The following is an 18,168-nucleotide window of genomic DNA, read 5'->3' as shown; positions in this document are numbered from 1 at the left end:
GGTTACGCCGATACGGCAGTTAGTCTCGTGGCGCCATCCAACTTACGATGAATCAGCGATACCAGCGTCAGGATGTCCAAGGCGTCCTGTTCGGACATAGGCCAATTCGTTTTCGCGGCATGGGCAAGCGGATTGCGTACCGCTCCAAACAGACCGATCAGCAGGTTCACAAAGCCTTTCTGCTCGCTTTTTTCAGACTCCGTACTCAGCGCCTTCAAGACAAGTACAGGTTGCTGACCGCCAAATGCCTTATTCACAAGGTCAGCACCATCGCCACTCAGCCCCGAGAGCTGGCGAATCCGCTCGGCAACGCCCTTGGTCGCTTCAAATACCGCGTGAAAATAGTTCTCGTCCATGAGTTCTACGCGACAGTAGTTCAGGACTTCTACATGTACAGCGCGACTTTCCAGCGCCGCCTTGAGTCGCCCGGCTCGTGCACGGGCTTCGTCCAGCGTATTGGCCTTATCGGCATATCCGACTTTGCCATCTTCACGCACGTAGAAACCCGAGAACGCCAAAACAACATTGAGTTCATCACGGCGCCAAGCAAATGTTCCGGGATCGCTTGCGTAACTCACCGGATTCATCGCGCGATTGATGAACATGATGAGATGGTTGCCAACCTGATGCTGGTTCTGAGCGCCTGCCAACGCATTGAACAGCCGTTTCCACTTGGTCATATCTGGTGAGGGGTCGGCTACCTGGGTTTCTTGCAACAAACGCCCGATTTGCGTGCCGGTCAGACCTTGTGCCGTATCGGCAAGAACGCGGCAGGCAGCTTCCAGGTGCTGAGAACTGAATGGGGCAATTTGTGACGCCACTATCTACATCTCCGTCGCACACTCATCAGATAATGGCCTGCAAGCCTTTGTCGGCGATGACATTAAGCAGCTTGAGCGCAGGACCGGCTGGACGCGTTTCGCCTTGTTCCCACTTGCGCACCGTCGAGGCGGTGGTGTGCAGATGATGAGCGAACACTGGCTGACTGAAGTGCAGTCCCTCACGCAGACGTTTAATGTCGTCAGCACTGAACTCGCGTACTGGCGGCGGACAGATCTCGTCAAACTCGCGCATCGTCACCTTGCTGATTGCGCCAGCGTTGTGCAATGCGTCCAGGTCACCGCGCAGGGATTCAATGATTTTGCTCGTCACAACACACCTCCAGTAAAACACCCGCCTGCAATGCCTTTACCAACTCTTTGGCTGATAGCTCCAGAAATACCTTGCCAGCATATTGCAGCGCTTTTTTCTCGTCTCGCGTGATGTTCGCCTTGTCGCTTTTCGGGAACCCATGCAGAAATACATAACGGTGGCCAACACGGGCCGACAATAATGTGCGGTAGCCACCGCTCTTACCTGCACCTGGGCGGGCGACTCGTTTTTTGTAGAGGTGGCCGCCCAAGTCGGCATCAATCAGTCCACTTTCCATTTCTTGGACCGCCTTGCAAAGAGCCGCATCGGACAGTTTCTCGCCTGTCTGCCATCGCGCAAAGTCTTTTCGCTTCAAGACGTTCATACTCGCTCACCATCAAAACTATACCCGTAACGGGCATGATTGTCTAGCCCTTGCAAGTGGCAGGTTGCCACTCGCCCCTAGAGACCGTCCATGCCCAATAGCCGTAACAGCGTTGCGACTATTGGATCGGCAAACCGAAACGCCGCGATATTGAGCCTGCTCATACTGCGGTTTCCTTCACGCGCGACGCTCCTGTAATCGTCTTGCGCCGGTTCGCCACCAGTTCAGCTGCTTGACGCACCGGATCGTCCTCGGTGTGGATATAGCGCATGAACATGGTCACCGTCTTATGCGCGGTCAGCACCATGCCGACCTTGACCGGGATACCCGAGTTAGCGATGTCGGTAGCCGAGCGGTGGCGGATGCCGTGGGTGCCAACGTGAGGTACGCCAGCCGCTTTGAGCGTCCGGGTCCAACCGCCGTAGTACTCCCCATAGGTCAAGTGGGTAAGCGGGTTGCGCGGCGACGGCAGGACATAACGTGCACCGGGCTGCCGAGGCGCAGTGGAAAGCAGCCGATAGGCTTCCTCGCTCATGGGTTTGGACATACCACCGGTCTTGCTGTCGGGCCAGACCACCCGGCGGTTCTCCAGGTCAATCCATTCCCATTCGAGTAGCACGATTTCGGAGCGCCGGGCAGCAAACTCGAATTGCAGACGGATCGCCAACGGGACGACATAGGGCACCAAGCCCTCGGCCTCGATTTGGTCAAGGTGCTTGAATAGCTTGACCATCTCTTCGTCAGTAATGAGGCGGGTTGTCTTGCCGCCGGTGTACAGCGGAATGTGTCGGCACGGGTTAGAGCCATCCGTGCGGTAGCCCCAAATCTCAGCAAGGTTGAACATCTTACGCAGGACGGACAGAGCTTTATTAGCCTCGCCTGGCTTATAGTCAAGCTTCTTCATCATCGCCGCCACGTCAGCGCGCTTCACATCCTGTACCTTCATACGACCCAGGATTGGAATGATGTTGCGGTCAATATTGCCTTGGTAGCCTCTCTGAGTGCTGGGTTTGTTGCGGTGCCTGGAGTAGTCCTCCATGAACTTCACACACAGTTCCTTGACCGTCGGCGCTTTGCGCGCTTCGGCCTTGGCAGCTCCGGGATCGCCACCCCGGCGTACCTCAGCCAACCAACTCTGTGCCAATGAGCGGGCTTGCTCAACGGTCAATTCTCCGTACAAACCCAATGCAGGCTTGCGCCGCTCGCCGGCGTTCGTCCGATACTGGAGCATGAAGACTTTGCGACCGGCAGGTGTAATCTTGCACAGGAAGCCGGGAACGAGGGTGTCACGCAGTTCGACGGGCTGTGCTTGGGGTTTTGCCGCATCGATTGCGGACTTGGTGAGCTTGATCTTGGCCATAGCTGACTCCTTGGAAAGACCCGTTTCCAGGAGCCTGTTAGGAGCCAAACGGATGGAAGCCGGGTCAAGTTTCGGAAAGCACCGGCATATGATGAATTAGCCTAAGTTATTGATAAACCAGCTGTAGCGAGCTTAGGCGTAGTCCAGCGAAGTACGGTGCTGGAGTCATGGTGAAATAAAAAACCCCGCAGTTGCGGGGTTTTAAAGGGTTCAGCTATAGGAGGTTAGCTATTACTCAGCGTCATCGCTTGAGCGGTCCATGTTCTCCGTGTTTTCAAGCCACAGGGCGTTGATCACACCAAAAGAACAGGCTAACAAAACCCCTAATATCCACGTGAAATACCACATAGTAGATGCTCCTTAATTCTAATAGAGTGAGGCTTTGTTATCTTCAATATGTTTGCGGTTTAAGCGGCCAAACATCTTGAAGTAAGTCCATACAGTGTAACTTAACACGATTGGAACGAAGATAATCGCCGCCCAAGTCATTACAGTTAATGTCATTTCACTCGCAGTCGCATCCCACATGGTTAAGCTCACGTTAGGATCTAATGAAGATGGCATAACGAATGGGAACATTGCTGCACCACAAGTTAAGATCACCATAGCCACTGTCAGCGAGCTAAATAAGAACGCAAAACCTGAACGATTTAAGCGGCTCACTAGGATAACCAGCAGTGGTAATGCCACACCTAATACTGGGAACAGCATAGTAATAGGATACTTATCATAGTTGGCTAACCAAGCGCCAGACTCAACCGCAACGGTTTTCAGCGTTGGGTTAGACAGTGCATGGTGGTCAAGGGTTGAAGTGATAACATAACCATCAATACCATTGGCTAACCACACACCCGCAGCGGCAAATAATACTGCCACTAACAGTGCACATAGCTGAGTCGCATTCGCGGCACGTACACGCAGCTCACCGTCGGTCTTCATTTGTAACCAAGCAGCGCCTTGCATCATAAACATGCTCACGCTCACTAAGCCTGCCAGTAAACCGAATGGGTTCAACAGGCCAAATAAACCACCGTGATAAGTCGCACGCAGGAACTCATCGAAATTGAATGGCACACCTTGGAGTAAGTTACCGAAGGCCACACCGATGATCAGCGGTGGAATAAAGCCACCACAGAACAACGCCCAGTCCCACGACTTACGCCATTTTGGATTTTCAATCTTAGAGCGATAGTCAAATCCTACAGGACGAGTGTACAAGGCAAACAGTACTAACATCATGGCCACATAGAAGCCAGAGAAAGACACTGCATACACCATAGGCCATGCAGCAAACAAGGCACCACCTGCGGTGATTAACCATACTTGGTTACCGTCCCAATGGGGAGCAATGGTGTTGACCATAATACGACGCTCAGTATCGTCTTTACCGATAATCGGTAAAAGTGCACCCACGCCCATGTCAAAACCGTCAGTGACCGCAAATCCGATGAACAGTACGCCGATCAGAGCCCACCAGATAACTCTCAATATTTCATAATCAAACATAATGAAATCCTCTGCTTAGGCTTCTAGTTTCTCGAAGTGATAACGACCAGTCTTTAAACTGCTAGGGCCAAGACGGGCAAACTTAAGCATCAAGAATATCTCGATCACCAGCAGCACAGTGTAGAACAGTGAAATCGAAATAATACTGAACCACAGATCCCCAGTCGTTAAACTCGAAGCAGACATAAAGGTCGGCAGCACCTCAGAGATGGTCCAAGGTTGACGGCCATATTCCGCCACAAACCAACCACACTCGATCGCAATCCAAGGTAATGGCAAGCTAAAGAGTGCTGCTTTAAGTACCCATTTCTTCTCTTCGATCTGATGACGTGTGCTTTGCCAGAAGGCTGCAGCGAACACAAACAACATCACAAAGCCTAAGCCAACCATCACACGGAAGCTCCAGAAAATCGGTGCCACATTCGGGATAGAATCCTTCGCTGCCGCTTTGATTTGCTCTTCTGTCGCATCTACAACATTGTCGGTGTAACGCTTCAGCAGTAAGCCGTAACCTAAGTCAACTTTCGCCGCTTCGAACGCGTCACGTAACTCTGGAGACTTATCACCAGCGCGCAGTTTCACCAGCATCTCGTAAGCTTTCATACCGTTGCGGATACGTACTTCGTGTTCAGCCACTAAGTCACGTAGGCCTGTTACTTCTTCATCTAAAGAACGTGTTGCTACGATACCCATAGCGTAAGGGATCTTAACCGCGAAATCGGTGTGCATGGTTTCTTGATTTGGGAAACCAACTGCAGTAAAGGCTGCAGGAGCAGGTTCTGTATGCCACTCAGCTTCAATTGCCGCTAACTTAACGCGCTGCGCTTCACCCACTTTATAGCCTGATTCGTCACCCAGAACGATAACAGACAGGATAGACGCCATACCGAAGCTGGCTGCAATCGCAAATGAACGACGTGCAAAAGGTAAGTCACGTTTCTTCAGAATGTAGTAAGAGCTGATCGCTAATACGAACATTGCGCCAGTCACATAGCCAGAAGCCACAGTGTGAACAAACTTCACCTGTGCAACAGGGTTGAAGATAACATCAGCGAAGCTGGTCATTTCCATACGCATGGTTTCGTAATTGAATACGCTACCCACAGGGTTTTGCATCCAACCGTTTGCCACCAGAATCCATAATGCGGAGAAGTTGGAACCAAAGGCTACCAACCAGGTTGTCGCTAAGTGTTGACGCTTAGAGAAACGATCCCAACCGAAGAAGAACATACCCACGAAGGTCGATTCTAAGAAGAACGCCATTAATCCTTCAATGGCCAGTGGTGCACCAAAGATGTCACCCACATAGTGCGAATAATAAGACCAGTTAGTACCAAACTGGAATTCCATCGCTAAACCCGTTGAAACACCCAAGGCAAAGTTGATACCAAACAACTTACCCCAGAACTTAGTCATATCTTTATAAATTTGTTTATCAGTCATCACATAGAGTGATTCCATGATAGCCAGCAAAAATGCCAACCCCAAGGTTAAGGGAACAAACAGGAAGTGATACATGGCTGTCAGCGCAAACTGCAACCGTGATAGCTCAACAACCTCTTCAACAATCATCGGTGACTCCTTACGTGGTGCGTCCAATTGCTACGACTACTTGAGCCATTCGTAGCAAGTGCCTTTGTAGGATAGTGAGTTTTCATTTTGTGTTTATAGCTGAATTCAGTATAAACCGTTAAATTTCATCTTTTTCATTACATCGAAGCAGCAAGGCTTAAAAATCCCCTTTTCCCTCGCATACTGAGACCCTAGTCACACTATCGCTCGGCTTTGAGACTTTCACCTCACCACCCAATCCTACAAATGATCCCATCGATATAAATATCAGATAGTTAAGATATTTAATCGCTTTCATTTGTGAGTATTTTATACCACCCGCCTTTGATTCAAATCAATCAAACTCAGGGCTTTAGATGGGTTTTGCAACGGGGCACACACTTCACTTTTACCCACTGTTGACAGAGTCATAATTATGGGGTAGAGAACACGCCAAGCTAAACTAAAAAGTTAGTTTTTACCAACTTGAGCAAAAATCTAATGGATAAGCAGCAAAAATCACCAAAAACAAATTAAAAACAATATTTACACTAATAAAACATTACCAATACCATTATTATTTAAATAATTAGATATATAAAAATCATGCACTTAATTCACAAAAATCTTTAAAGCCGGAATATTTCAAAACCAAAATCAATTAGTTTTACTAATGATAAAATGTATTTTTTCTCGTTTGAGAAGACGGCTTAAGCTGGTTAATATATCTCCTGTGTTAAGGAGACGGTTTGATGTGACTGGTGAAGCGCCCCAGGCAAGCCAAACTCCGCGCACATAGGTATAACTTTGGTGTGGAGAAAGAGATATGACAAACTTATTTGAACGTCTGGTTAACAGCTATAAGCGTGTTTTTGTTGAACTTTATACAGCTCGTGAGCTGTAATCGTTCACCGCTTACTCTGAAATAATACTGATTTGATTTGAAGTTTTGTTAGCGCAAAACGAGCCCCCTTCTCGATGAGTTGGGGGCTTTTTGCTTTTATGTCTTGAGAATACGGGCAAGTACAGTGACTAAATTAAAGCAAGTCAGTTTTGTTTCACTTGTGTGAACTACTTATTAAGGGGTATTTAGTCTTTAAGATTGATATTTTTGAACTTCATTTTATTAGGTTTAACAAATATAAGACTAAGATCTTAAAATACCTTATCTTTTTTAAAGATGCGTTTTATATATAAAAAAGGAGCGAAAAATTTCGCTCCTTTTTTTACTCACTTAAGTCGTGGTTTTCTCAATAAAAACCTTAGCCTAAGTTAACTCGCGCATTGCGGAACATACGCATCCATGGGCTGTCTTCACCCCAGTTATCTGGGTGCCAAGAGTTTGCAACCGTTCTAAATACACGCTCAGGATGTGGCATCATCAGTGTCACACGGCCATCGGTAGTACAGATACCGGTTAAACCGTTTGGCGAACCGTTCGGGTTTTGTGGGTATTGGGTGGCAATTTCACCTTTACCATTCACAAAACGCAGCGCGATAGTGCCAGAAGCCTCAGCTAAGGCCAGCGCCTGCGCACTAGCAAACTCTGCATGTCCTTCACCGTGGGACACGGCGATAGGCATACGTGAACCCGCCATACCTTGGAAGAACAGTGATGGACTTTGCTGCACTTCAACTAAGCTGAAACGCGCTTCGAAACGCTCAGAGCGGTTACGCACGAAACGTGGCCAGTGCTCGCTACCAGGAATGATTTCCTTCAGGTTCGACAGCATTTGGCAACCGTTACACACACCGAGGGCAAAGCTTGAGTCGCGCTCGAAGAAGCGTGAGAACTCATCGCGAGCACGGGCGTTGAACAGGATAGACTTAGCCCAACCTTCACCCGCACCTAATACGTCACCGTAGGAGAAGCCACCACAGGCCACCAGACCTTGGAACTCTTCGAGGCTAATGCGGCCTGACAGAATGTCAGACATATGCACGTCACGGCTCTCAAAACCTGCGCGGTCAAACGCGGCCGCCATTTCCACATGGGAGTTAACGCCCTGCTCGCGCAGAATAGCCATCTTAGGTGCAGCACCTTTGAGGATGTACGGCGCAGCAACGTCTTCACTTGGATCGAAGCTTAAGTTAACCGTTAAACCTAAGTCGGTTTCATCCTGTTTGAGCTTAAACTCTTCTAATGCGCAGGCTGGGTTATCACGCAGCGCTTGCATACGGTAAGTGGTTTCAGACCATAAAGTACGCAGTGCAACACGTGTCTCGCTGAACACTTCACGCGCACCATCTTTAATGGTTACGCGTTGGTCATTCGCCAGAGTACCAATCATGTGGCAAGGTACGCCTGCTTGGGCGAATTGCGCAGCGATAAGCTCGGCATCAGCGCGGCTCACTTGCAGTACGCCACCGAGTTCTTCATTGAATAGACGTTCAACGTCAGTACCTTGCAGTGCACTTAAGTCGATAGCAAGACCCGTGTTACCCGCAAAGGCCATTTCCACTAACGTCGTGAATAAACCACCGTCACTGCGGTCGTGGTATGCAATAACCGACTTCTTCGCCACCAGCTTTTGCATGGTTTCGAAGAAACCACGTAACAGAGCTGCATCGTCTAAGTCTGGCGCGATATCGCCTAACTCACCGTAAACCTGTGCCAAACAAGAACCGCCTAAACGATTTTTGCCAGCGCCTAAGTCGACTAATAACAGCGAGGTTTCGCCTTTATCACTGCGAAGTTCAGGCGTTACCGTGTTACGGATATCCTGCACCACACCGAAGGCAGAAATGACCAACGACATAGGTGCCGTCACGGTTTTGTTCGCGCCGTCTTGCTGCCATGCGGTTTTCATCGACATGGAGTCTTTACCGACAGGAATGGTCAGGCTCAGTTCTGGACACAGCTCTTCACCCACGGCCTTAACCGCTTCATAAAGACCCGCATCTTCGCCAGGGTGGCCCGCGGCAGACATCCAGTTAGCCGACAGTTTGATACGTTTGAACGAACCAATATCCGCACCCGCGATGTTCATAATCGATTCGGCAACCGCCATACGGGCAGAGGCGCCAAAATCGAGCAGTGCCAGCGGCGTACGTTCACCCATAGACATGGCTTCACCAGCATAGGTATCAAAGCTTGCCGCCGTTACCGCGCAATCAGCCACAGGGACTTGCCATGGGCCAACCATTTGGTCACGGTTTACTAGACCCGTTACCGTGCGGTCACCAATGGTGATAAGGAAGGTTTTGTCCGCCACAGTTGGCAGGCTAAGAATGCGTTTGACCGCTTCTTTCACATCGATGTTGCTTTGCTCAAGTGCAGGTGAAACTGCCTTAGCGGATACCACATTACGGCTCATCTTAGGTGCTTTACCTAATAACACCTCGAGTGGTAAATCGATAGGATTGTTATCGAAATGGCTGTCAGCTAGGGTTAAATGCTGCTCTTGCGTTGCCTCGCCCACTACCGCAAACGGTGCGCGCTCACGCTCACAAATCGCAGTAAATAACGGCAGGTCTTCGGCAGCAACCGAAAGCACATAACGTTCCTGCGATTCGTTACACCAGATCTCCAGCGGGCTCATGCCCGGCTCGTCCGATGGCACGTTGCGCAGATTGAAGATACCACCACGGCCGCCATCGTTAACTAACTCAGGGAAAGCGTTAGATAAACCACCCGCGCCCACGTCGTGGATAAATTGGATCGGGTTTTTATCGCCTAATTGCCAGCAGCGGTCGATCACTTCTTGACAGCGGCGTTCCATTTCTGGGTTTTCACGCTGAACCGACGCAAAGTCTAAATCTTCGCTCGATTGACCCGACGCCATAGAAGAGGCAGCGCCGCCGCCAAGACCAATGTTCATCGCAGGGCCACCGAGTACGATAAGCTTAGCACCGACGGTGATTTCGCCTTTTTGTACGTGCTCTTCGCGGATGTTACCTAAACCACCGGCTAACATGATGGGCTTGTGATAACCACGGACTTCTACGCCGTTGTGGCTTGAGACTTCTTGCTCATAGGTACGGAAGTAACCTAACAGGGCTGGACGACCAAACTCGTTGTTAAACGCCGCGCCGCCAAGTGGGCCTTCGGTCATGATATCCAGCGCACTGACGATACGCTCAGGCTTACCGTAGTTGCCTTCCCATGGTTGTACAAAACCTGGGATTTTTAAATTCGATACGCTAAAGCCAGTTAAACCCGCTTTAGGTTTAGAGCCACGACCGGTTGCACCTTCGTCGCGGATCTCACCACCTGAACCCGTCGCCGCACCAGGGTATGGACTGATTGCCGTAGGATGGTTGTGGGTTTCCACTTTCATCAGTACGTGCATTGGTTCAGTGTGATAGCTGTAAACACCGTTTGGATCGGGGAAGAAACGTCCCGCAACCGAACCTTCCATCACAGCGGCGTTATCTTTATAGGCAGATAACACGTGGTCTGGTGTAGTTTCAAAGGTGTTTTTAATCATCTTGAACAGAGACTTAGGCTGCGCCTCGCCATCAATTGTCCAATCTGCGTTAAAAATCTTGTGACGGCAGTGCTCTGAGTTAGCCTGAGCAAACATCATCAGTTCAATATCGTTTGGATTACGGTTCAAACGCACAAAGTTTTCGACAAGATAATCGATTTCATCTTCGGCGAGCGCCAGACCCATTTCGACGTTGGCCACTTCAAGTGCACGGCGGCCTTCAGCCAATACGTTCACACTCTTGAAAGGCGCAGGTTCAGTGCGCTTAAACAGCACATCGGCCTTAGCAAAATCGTCCAGAACCACTTCAACCATACGGTCGTGCAATAACCCTTTGAGGGTTTGTTGCTGCTCGACAGTCAAAGTGTCTGACTCCACATAATAGGCAACACCACGCTCTAAGCGCTTCACTTTACCTAAACCACAATTGTGGGCGATATCAGTGGCTTTAGAAGACCATGGAGAAATTGTGCCGGGACGGGGAGTAACAAACAGGAGTGAACCTTGGGGGGTATGGGCTTCGATAGCAGGTCCATAGGTGAGAATTTTTTCAAGTTGCTCGCGCTCATTGGTCTCAAGCAACTCGCTCAAATCCGCTAAATGAACATACTCAGCATAGATTTGGCGTACCGGAAGCGCAGCGTTTACGCAGGCCTCCATTAGCTTTTGCACTCTAAACGTCGAGAGTGCTGGGGCTCCGCGGATGATCTCCATCACGTCAATTCACCTTATATTTATAATTGCAGGGGTCAGAGATGGCGCTATTATAAGGAAATGTCTGTCACAAATCACCTGTGACCTTACGTAAAACAGTGTTTCCTATTAAGATAAAAAGCGGCCCTTTTCCCCTCCTTCGTATTCCATGCGATACGATTTTTTTACGTAATTGGCGACAAACGGATATAATCACAGCAATGTCAGCCAGTTTATCCTTGTTACCTCACTGACCTTCTACTGTTCATCATTTTGATTTTATTTAATAAAGTGTGTTTAATGACTCGATTTCTGTTCGCGATTATCTTAGGTTTCTTACTGACGGCTTGTCAGCAAGTGACCGTGGAAGAAACAGAATATGTCCCCCATAAACTCACCGAATTAAGGGTCGGCACCCTTTATGGCCCGCAAATTTATATGACCTCGGGCCAAGGCAACAGCGGCTTCGATTACGATATGGCAGTGCTCTTTGCCGAGTATCTCGATGTGCCCTTAAAAATGGTGCCCTACACCAACCGTGCCGAACTCTATGATGCACTTAAAAAAAACGAGATTGATATTATTGCCGCGGGGATGACTGAAACCCCAGCGCGGCGCGAACAATTCCGTTTAGGCCCGCCGCTGTATCGCGTCAATCAAGTACTGGTTTACCGTGAAGGCATGCCAACACCCAAAGATATCACTGACTTAAAAGGCAAAATTACTGTAATTGCCGACTCTTCTTTTGTGGAAACCTTGACGCAATTACAGAAACGTCATCCGACGCTGGTGTGGGATCAAGTCACAGATAAAGACAGCGAAGAGCTGCTGGCGATGATCGCCAACAAGGAAATCGACTACACCATCGCCGACTCGAGCAGCGTGCAGATTAACCGCCGCTATTTACCGGATCTACGTTCGGGGCTCGTGCTAGAAGAAAAGCTCGATGTGGTTTGGTTGCTCCCCCCCACACACAGTGACGGCTTGATGAGTCAGTTATTGGCGTTTTGGCACCAAGAAAAACTCGCCGGTACCCTCGATCATCTTAATGAAAAGTACTTTGGCCACGTTAAGCGTTTCGACTATATCGATACCCGCGCCTTCCTGCGCGCCATCGAAACCGTATTGCCTCGTTATCGTCAGCTTTTCGAAACCCACGCTGGTGACTTAGATTGGCGTAAATTGGCGGCAACCAGTTATCAAGAGTCACATTGGAATCCTAATGCCCGCTCACCCACTGGGGTGCGCGGCATGATGATGTTAACGCAGCCGACCGCCAAAGAAATTGGCATTACAAATCGACTCGATGCGGAAGAAAGTATTCGCGGCGGCGCCGCTTATTTACGGGATATGATCAACCGTCTGCCCGAGTCTATCCCCGAGAGTCAACGCATGTGGTTTGCGCTGGCCTCTTACAATATCGGTTATGCCCATGTGGAAGACGCCCGTAAACTCGCTGAGTCCATGGAGCTGAATCCTAACGCCTGGCGGGATCTTAAAAAAGTATTGCCACTACTGCAAAAGCGTAAATATTACCAAAAGACTCGCTACGGCTATGCCCGTGGTAGCGAAGCCGTGCATTACGTCGACAGCATCCGCCGTTATTACGACACCTTAGTCTGGGTCGATAATCAGTCTAAACAGCAAAATAGCGATGAGGAAGAACCAAGCGACCTCGCCTCGGAAGATGGCCCAGCGCCAGTGCCCGGCACCCTCAGCCCTGATAAGCCGAAATAGCCCTAACCGCTTCCCCCTCAATAACTTGACTTGCGCCGCAGCCTTGCTTTTTTACGGCTTTCAAACCACGATTTTAATCTTAGATTAAGCCAATACAGGCTAAAGTGAGCTAGCTTTGGGCTAAAAACGCTGCTTTATAGAGCAGATGCATCGAGGGGGATTGCCGCCTGAGATCTCTGCTGATACTGTCATAGTGACAGGTCAATATAATAATCATTGCGCGTTAACCCATAGCCGTTAACCAAAGCAAAAAAGCCTTAACCTAGACAATAACAAGATACAAAACGGGGTCTATATGAGAAGAAAAACCATCAATAACAGCGCATCACGCCGTCGCACCACACTGAAAATTCGCCATCGCCGAGTGCTGAATCGCCACAAACTGTTTTTTACGTTTATCCAAGCCCAAGACTAACGCTTAGGCGAGTCCCCAAACTCCTTAGGATAGCGTCCCCTGCTGCGCCTTTTGAGCCTGTTTTAAAGCCTTCTTTTCCTCCCTGCGACGTTTAAAAAAGCGGCTCAATTGGTCAGCACAGTCCTGCGCTAACACCCCAGATGTGACCTCAACTTGATGATTAAAGGCTGGATGCTGCAAGAGATTAAGCACGGTTCCTGCGGCGCCCGTCTTCTCATCTTTCGCCCCAAATACCACGCGGGCAATCCGGCTATGCACCATGGCACCGGCGCACATCGCACAAGGCTCAAGAGTTACGTAAAGAGTGGTATCGAGGAGTCGATAGTTTTCAATCGTTTGCCCCGCTGCTCGCAAGCACTGAATTTCAGCATGGGCGCAGGGGTCGTGCTCACTGATAGACAAGTTATATCCGGCCGCGATTTGCTGACCACCTTTGACTAAAACCGCCCCCACTGGTACTTCACCCGCTGCTTCGGCCTTTTCAGCCATACTCATCGCGACACGCATCCAATGTTCATCGACTCGAGCTTGTTCAATATCCGCTTGATTGAGACTCGCTTGATTGAGACAAGGTTGCTCGCCAATTAGCACATTACCACTAGCTTCATCAGAGCCAAGTTCATCAGAGCCAAGTTCATCGGAGCTAAGCGTCTTCGCATGCAAGGTTTTTGGATTCAGTTTTGTCTGCTCCACTTAAGGATTCTCTTCAATCAACAATTTAGGCAATTATACCCATAACCAATAAAAAAGGCGCACTTGGCGCCTTCACTGGGTAAGGATTGAGCCCTTTCGATCGTTGCTTGAGTAGATAGTGGGCTTTCATCTCTCTCGGGATTGGACCTGCAAAATTCGGATTAGAGTAACCTTTATTCAAACCTTTGCTCGCGCTCCATATCCTCCCGCTGTTCTCGCTCTTTCTGGCGCTCGATTAGTTGAACCAAGTTTGCAGAGAGTGTTTTAGCTGCGGCCGCAATATCTGATCTTTCATGTTCAACCAACTTTCTAATGGCATCCGTTCCAGGTTGCATTGCGTTTGCTCGGCTACCAGAAGTAACACGTTCAGCAAATGCCTCCAGAACAGCTTCAGGTTCAGGAGATGCTTCCAGCAGTCTGAGAGCTGACTCTGACATAATAACTGCCCCCTGATTTCCATCCTGTTCCCAGAGACTAATACCCGCCGCTAACATCGCCCACACTTTGGAATCGTTTCTGGCTCTGCACCATTCAATCAACACGTCCACATCGATTTTGGCGAGAATTGACTGGTCCACGCTATGCAGAATAAAGAACTGTCGCAGATGTTGTTGCTCTTCAGTGCCCTCAAAAACACGATTCAGGAATGCTGTTGGCATTAATGCCGCAGTCGACGCAATGGTGTTTTCGCATGAATAAATGTATCCATAGTTGTCATCTACAACAGTAAATATGGTATCCAACCACTCTTGCTTTGCGGCCTCATTGCCATTAAAGCGTAACGCAGCACTGATCACACGCTCCATTCGGTAATCCCTGCAACCACTATAATCGTCATGATTTTTTGAGAGACTCAAAATCGCAGCTCTTAAACCTATTTGTCGAAAGTCGGGACCAAGTGTATCAACTGTACCATCTAACCTCATGCTTAGCGCCTCAAGCACCACATCATCACCGTTCGGTTTACTCAGGAGCCGTCGCGCGAGTTCGATAATACTGGCTTTAGGCAAGTGCGCATACTCGTCCCTCCAAAGGATTGGTTCATACATGCTAGGTTGAATATCAGGATCATCCAGAATTGTCATACAACGATCTAGGTCGGTTTCTGTAAATTTTCCCCAAGGGTGTAAATTAACTAAGGCCTGTCGAAGCTTAGGATGTTGCGCGCACTGATCGAGTAACTCTTGGGCTAGAACTGTATCGATAGAGTCCACCTCTTTGATGAAACCACCAAAAACAGCAATATCCATCCTCCCCCTAGGCAAAGGTGCCAGTTGCTCAACAAGTTGTCGCCAACCCGCTAGCAAATCATGCATCCCCTTAGCTAATCCTCTTCCGAACGTATAGATATTCGGCATCCAATCATTGGAAAACAAGCTTGGCCCCAGCTCATCAAGTTTATGACCTGATATCGCAAACTCCTCACCTAATTGCAGCGCCTTGGCTTCAAGCAGTTTCCTAGCCTCATCATATTTGTTGATGTTGTCATGAGCAAAATTGGCCAATGCCCAATAATCCTGCCTATTACTCAACACATAAGTCAGGATTGCCGGAATTAAGTCATGGGGCTCTAGATCTTTCTCCAAGGCGGCAAGATTATCTGGTAGCAGTGCACGCTTTGTATAATCGAAATAGATCACTGACTGGATGGCTTTCCAACCTTCGCCCCAAGGCTTATGAGCATGAAGCTTACGGGCCGCATCGTTCAGCTTTTCCCTCATTGCAACTTGTCGCCACATTCCTCGAAATGCATTTGCCATAATCTGCCTTGCAGGAACTTCAAGAGTTAGATCGCCAGAAGTGCCCAATTTTAGGGCCTTGTCGATAAAAGCACTACGCCACTGCACCAACTGTTCTTGATTGGGGTGAAGTCCATTGTCTCTAGGCCGAGCACCAAACTCGTTTAACCCTGACCCACTCCACCGCGCTTCTAAGGCAGTAGAGAGCATCCTTAAACCCAGCGACCTACGTCCAGCAACACTTGATGAAAGACATTCATTCATGATCGCAACGCGCTGTTCTAAAGTAGCGTGGGTGCCAGAGAGATATGCTTGGAAGAACTTTGTTATCTGGTTTCGCACCGAGGTGTTATTATTACTTTCCTCTTCTAAATCAGCCAGATGAATGAGCAATCTAATGCACCGTTCAAAGGAGATCTGTTCATACGCGAGTAATAGCAGAAGATTGATAATTGACGTTCGCCGAGATTTATAACCCGGTTTCATGCCTTCAAAATCAGAGGAGATAAGTACCGCTTCAATCCTGTCGAGCAGAACTTCAGGCGCTACTGGTGCAATATAATCCAGCATTCGTGCCGATATATCGTCTAATTCTGTTATCCGCCCCAGCAACCCATCGGGTTGAAGCCAAGTTTCAACGATCTCTTTCGCCACAGGATGATCGTGCAACAGCCCTAACCTGTGCGCGAAAGACATGAGTATGCGTTGACGACCGGAGGCTTCAAAGGTCGCCCTGAGTTGCTCAACTGGAATGCTATCAAGTGCCAATGCAGCCAGCCTATTGGCAACGGCATGGGGTAAAATGGCCCGCCAATGGGCCCTCTTTTGTACGATATGGCGATCTGATAACTTGCTTGTTGCTCGAAACAACTGGCTTACGGAATACCCCGAGATAGAACCCAATACCCCCAGTTCGCTTTGTCCTTCCTCAGCCGTTGAGACCGAAAATGAATAGACTAGAGACAATATTTCAGCCTGCTCCCGTAGACTATCATCCGGATTGTTTCGCTGTTCAAACAAACGGTTAAATAACTGTGCATCTGAAAGCTGGGCCAGACTTTCACCTTCCTCAACCCTCTCGGCAATAGCCAGAGATACCCTCGCATTGCCATCAGAAAACTCTGCTATTCGGCGGGCGTTATTTCGACCGATATTGGGAAAACGACGGAGAAGAAGCTGTTCGGCAACCTCAGGCCCCACCGCTTCAATTTGGATGACCTCAGTGGTCTGAGGCTTGTCATCTCTAATGTCATACTCAACGGTAATAAGGCTTATCGTACCTTTAGCCGCTACTTTACTGGCTAGAAGTGTGTGCAATTCAGAAGGGCAATTATCAAGGATCATAATGGCCCGTCGCCCCTCAGCAATCAGTCGTTCCAGCATTGCTGTTGCAGAGGGCTCTGGGTTTTCACCGGTATCCACATAAACTGCGATAGTCCGATCGAGCGCATCTTCGCCGACTGATTCATCGAAAAGAGCCTGTACAATTCGGGTCTTTCCAACACCGGATAATCCCGTAATACGGACAGCTTTATTGGTTGAGCGAATCAGCTCACGCATTGGCCCGATAGCATCCTGAATAGCTAGCTGTTGCCCTTTTCCTGATGGCAGAGTAATTGTCACCCCTGGTGCTGAAATCAAGGTATCTTCTGACCCCTGAGGCGGATTACTCCAAGCCCCATATGGCTGCCACCCAGAATATCCCTGACCGAGTATTTTTTGGGCCCAGAGCATGACTGACGGGTGCTGCCGCAACCATTGCGCCAATTTCGAGCGGTCGTAAAAATCCAAGTGAATATTAGAGTGATTAGGTTCATCCGCTACCGCATACTGCATTGCTTGCAGGCGATCCACTTTCATAAGAGGAGAACAATCATCACCCAAGCTGACGATGATATAGCTCCCTCCTTTTGCCACTTGCTCAGAGATCGTCGGTGATAATGCTCCATCAGTAGTCATTTCTGAGGTTATCGCAGCCCTCGGCATTGGATGCTTTTTGGCTTGAAAAATCGTATCAGGTCTTTCAATAAAGCCAGAGCTCATTTGCTCGACCGGTACTTTAACGTGCACATCGATACCGCCGTCGGGAGCATTTATAGAGCCTGACCAGTGTACATAAGCAGGGCTATGACCGTGGGTTGCAATTTCCGCCTCAGCAAGGCGCGCTATTAACTCTTCAAGCTGGGTATCAGAGAGCCGGAGTAATTCGTCTTTCTCAATATCAAAAATTGTCACGGTAATCCTCAGCAGAACATCTTGTTAACTCTATCTAGAGCAAGATAATTTTATTGGATAATAACGAATTCGATAATAGCAGCTCTTAGTGCATGATTAAAAAGAAGTTTAAGGAGGAAACTTTATAAAATTAGATATGCTAACTCGCATAGTGATACACACCCCGCATTGATAAGAAAGCGCTGTCTTATATTATTACAAGATCAAAGGACTGAAGTTTACGTCCGAAGCGATAATGAACCACTTAAGATTTTTGGCTCACCTTATTTTTAGGTAAATACCCTCATCCCAAT

At 48.8% G+C, this 18,168-nt stretch carries 11 protein-coding genes; 1 reads left to right on the top strand and 10 read right to left on the bottom strand.

The genetic code is table 11. From position 1 onward, the window contains the following. Window positions 1–2 precede the first annotated feature (2 nt). The 8 genes from SHEWANA3_RS06570 to purL all read right to left on the bottom strand — a co-directional run bounded on the left by SHEWANA3_RS06570 (window position 3) and on the right by purL (window position 11,077). Window positions 3–821 (bottom strand): TIGR02391 family protein, encoded by an 819-nt coding sequence (locus tag SHEWANA3_RS06570; RefSeq protein ID WP_011716326.1) that lies wholly within the window; start codon window positions 819–821, stop codon window positions 3–5. A 25-nt stretch (window positions 822–846) separates the two neighbouring features. Further along, window positions 847–1,152, bottom strand: coding sequence for a DNA-binding transcriptional regulator (locus SHEWANA3_RS06565; protein ID WP_011716325.1), 306 nt, complete (start codon window positions 1,150–1,152; stop codon window positions 847–849). Then, window positions 1,133–1,516, bottom strand: coding sequence for a type II toxin-antitoxin system RelE/ParE family toxin (locus SHEWANA3_RS06560; protein WP_011716324.1), 384 nt, complete (start codon window positions 1,514–1,516; stop codon window positions 1,133–1,135). Before SHEWANA3_RS06560 ends, SHEWANA3_RS06565 begins: the two co-directional genes overlap by 20 nt. 160 nt (window positions 1,517–1,676) lie before the next feature. Then, window positions 1,677–2,876 carry a site-specific integrase gene (locus tag SHEWANA3_RS06555; protein WP_011716323.1) on the bottom strand — a complete coding sequence of 400 codons (1,200 nt, stop codon included), beginning with the start codon at window positions 2,874–2,876 and terminating at the stop codon, window positions 1,677–1,679. Between the two features lie 231 nt (window positions 2,877–3,107). Then, on the bottom strand, window positions 3,108–3,224 hold the full coding sequence (cydX, locus tag SHEWANA3_RS06550) for a cytochrome bd-I oxidase subunit CydX (protein ID WP_011622029.1): 117 nt from the start codon (window positions 3,222–3,224) through the stop codon (window positions 3,108–3,110). Between the two features lie 18 nt (window positions 3,225–3,242). Next, on the bottom strand, window positions 3,243–4,382 hold the full coding sequence (gene cydB, locus SHEWANA3_RS06545) for a cytochrome d ubiquinol oxidase subunit II (RefSeq protein ID WP_011622028.1): 1,140 nt from the start codon (window positions 4,380–4,382) through the stop codon (window positions 3,243–3,245). Window positions 4,383–4,397: 15 nt separating this feature from the next. Beyond that, on the bottom strand, window positions 4,398–5,954 hold the full coding sequence (locus SHEWANA3_RS06540; RefSeq protein WP_011716322.1) for a cytochrome ubiquinol oxidase subunit I: 1,557 nt from the start codon (window positions 5,952–5,954) through the stop codon (window positions 4,398–4,400). A 1,241-nt stretch (window positions 5,955–7,195) separates the two neighbouring features. Beyond that, window positions 7,196–11,077, bottom strand: coding sequence for a phosphoribosylformylglycinamidine synthase (gene purL, locus SHEWANA3_RS06535; protein ID WP_011716321.1), 3,882 nt, complete (start codon window positions 11,075–11,077; stop codon window positions 7,196–7,198). A 279-nt stretch (window positions 11,078–11,356) separates the two neighbouring features. Here purL and mltF point away from each other — a divergent pair, with 279 nt between their 5' ends. Continuing rightward, complete coding sequence (gene mltF / locus SHEWANA3_RS06530) at window positions 11,357–12,793, top strand: membrane-bound lytic murein transglycosylase MltF (protein ID WP_011716320.1); 1,437 nt, start codon at window positions 11,357–11,359, stop codon at window positions 12,791–12,793. A 439-nt stretch (window positions 12,794–13,232) separates the two neighbouring features. On the opposite strand, the gene tadA is transcribed toward mltF, so the two are convergent. Then, window positions 13,233–13,901, bottom strand: a complete 669-nt coding sequence (gene tadA / locus SHEWANA3_RS06525) for a tRNA adenosine(34) deaminase TadA (RefSeq protein WP_011716319.1) — start codon at window positions 13,899–13,901, stop codon at window positions 13,233–13,235. Window positions 13,902–14,074: 173 nt separating this feature from the next. Further along, the gene (locus SHEWANA3_RS06520) at window positions 14,075–17,875 is read right to left on the bottom strand and encodes a hypothetical protein (protein ID WP_011716318.1); all 3,801 of its coding nucleotides are present in this window, start codon (window positions 17,873–17,875) and stop codon (window positions 14,075–14,077) included. Between the last annotated feature and the right edge of the window lie 293 nt (window positions 17,876–18,168).

Source organism: Shewanella sp. ANA-3 (genome assembly GCF_000203935.1).
Taxonomy (GTDB): Bacteria; Pseudomonadota; Gammaproteobacteria; order Enterobacterales; family Shewanellaceae; genus Shewanella.
This window is presented reverse-complemented; position numbering and strand designations above follow the sequence as displayed.

Bases quoted from the DNA above. Each gene is read 5' to 3' on its own strand.
- purL (WP_011716321.1), bottom strand. From the start codon at position 11,077: ATGGAGATCATCCGCGGAGCCCCAGCACTCTCGACGTTTAGAGTGCAA.
- SHEWANA3_RS06555 (WP_011716323.1), bottom strand. From the start codon at position 2,876: ATGGCCAAGATCAAGCTCACCAAGTCCGCAATCGATGCGGCAAAACCC.
- mltF (WP_011716320.1), top strand. From the start codon at position 11,357: ATGACTCGATTTCTGTTCGCGATTATCTTAGGTTTCTTACTGACGGCT.
- SHEWANA3_RS06560 (WP_011716324.1), bottom strand. From the start codon at position 1,516: ATGAACGTCTTGAAGCGAAAAGACTTTGCGCGATGGCAGACAGGCGAG.
- cydX (WP_011622029.1), bottom strand. From the start codon at position 3,224: ATGTGGTATTTCACGTGGATATTAGGGGTTTTGTTAGCCTGTTCTTTT.
- cydB (WP_011622028.1), bottom strand. From the start codon at position 4,382: ATGTTTGATTATGAAATATTGAGAGTTATCTGGTGGGCTCTGATCGGC.
- SHEWANA3_RS06540 (WP_011716322.1), bottom strand. From the start codon at position 5,954: ATGATTGTTGAAGAGGTTGTTGAGCTATCACGGTTGCAGTTTGCGCTG.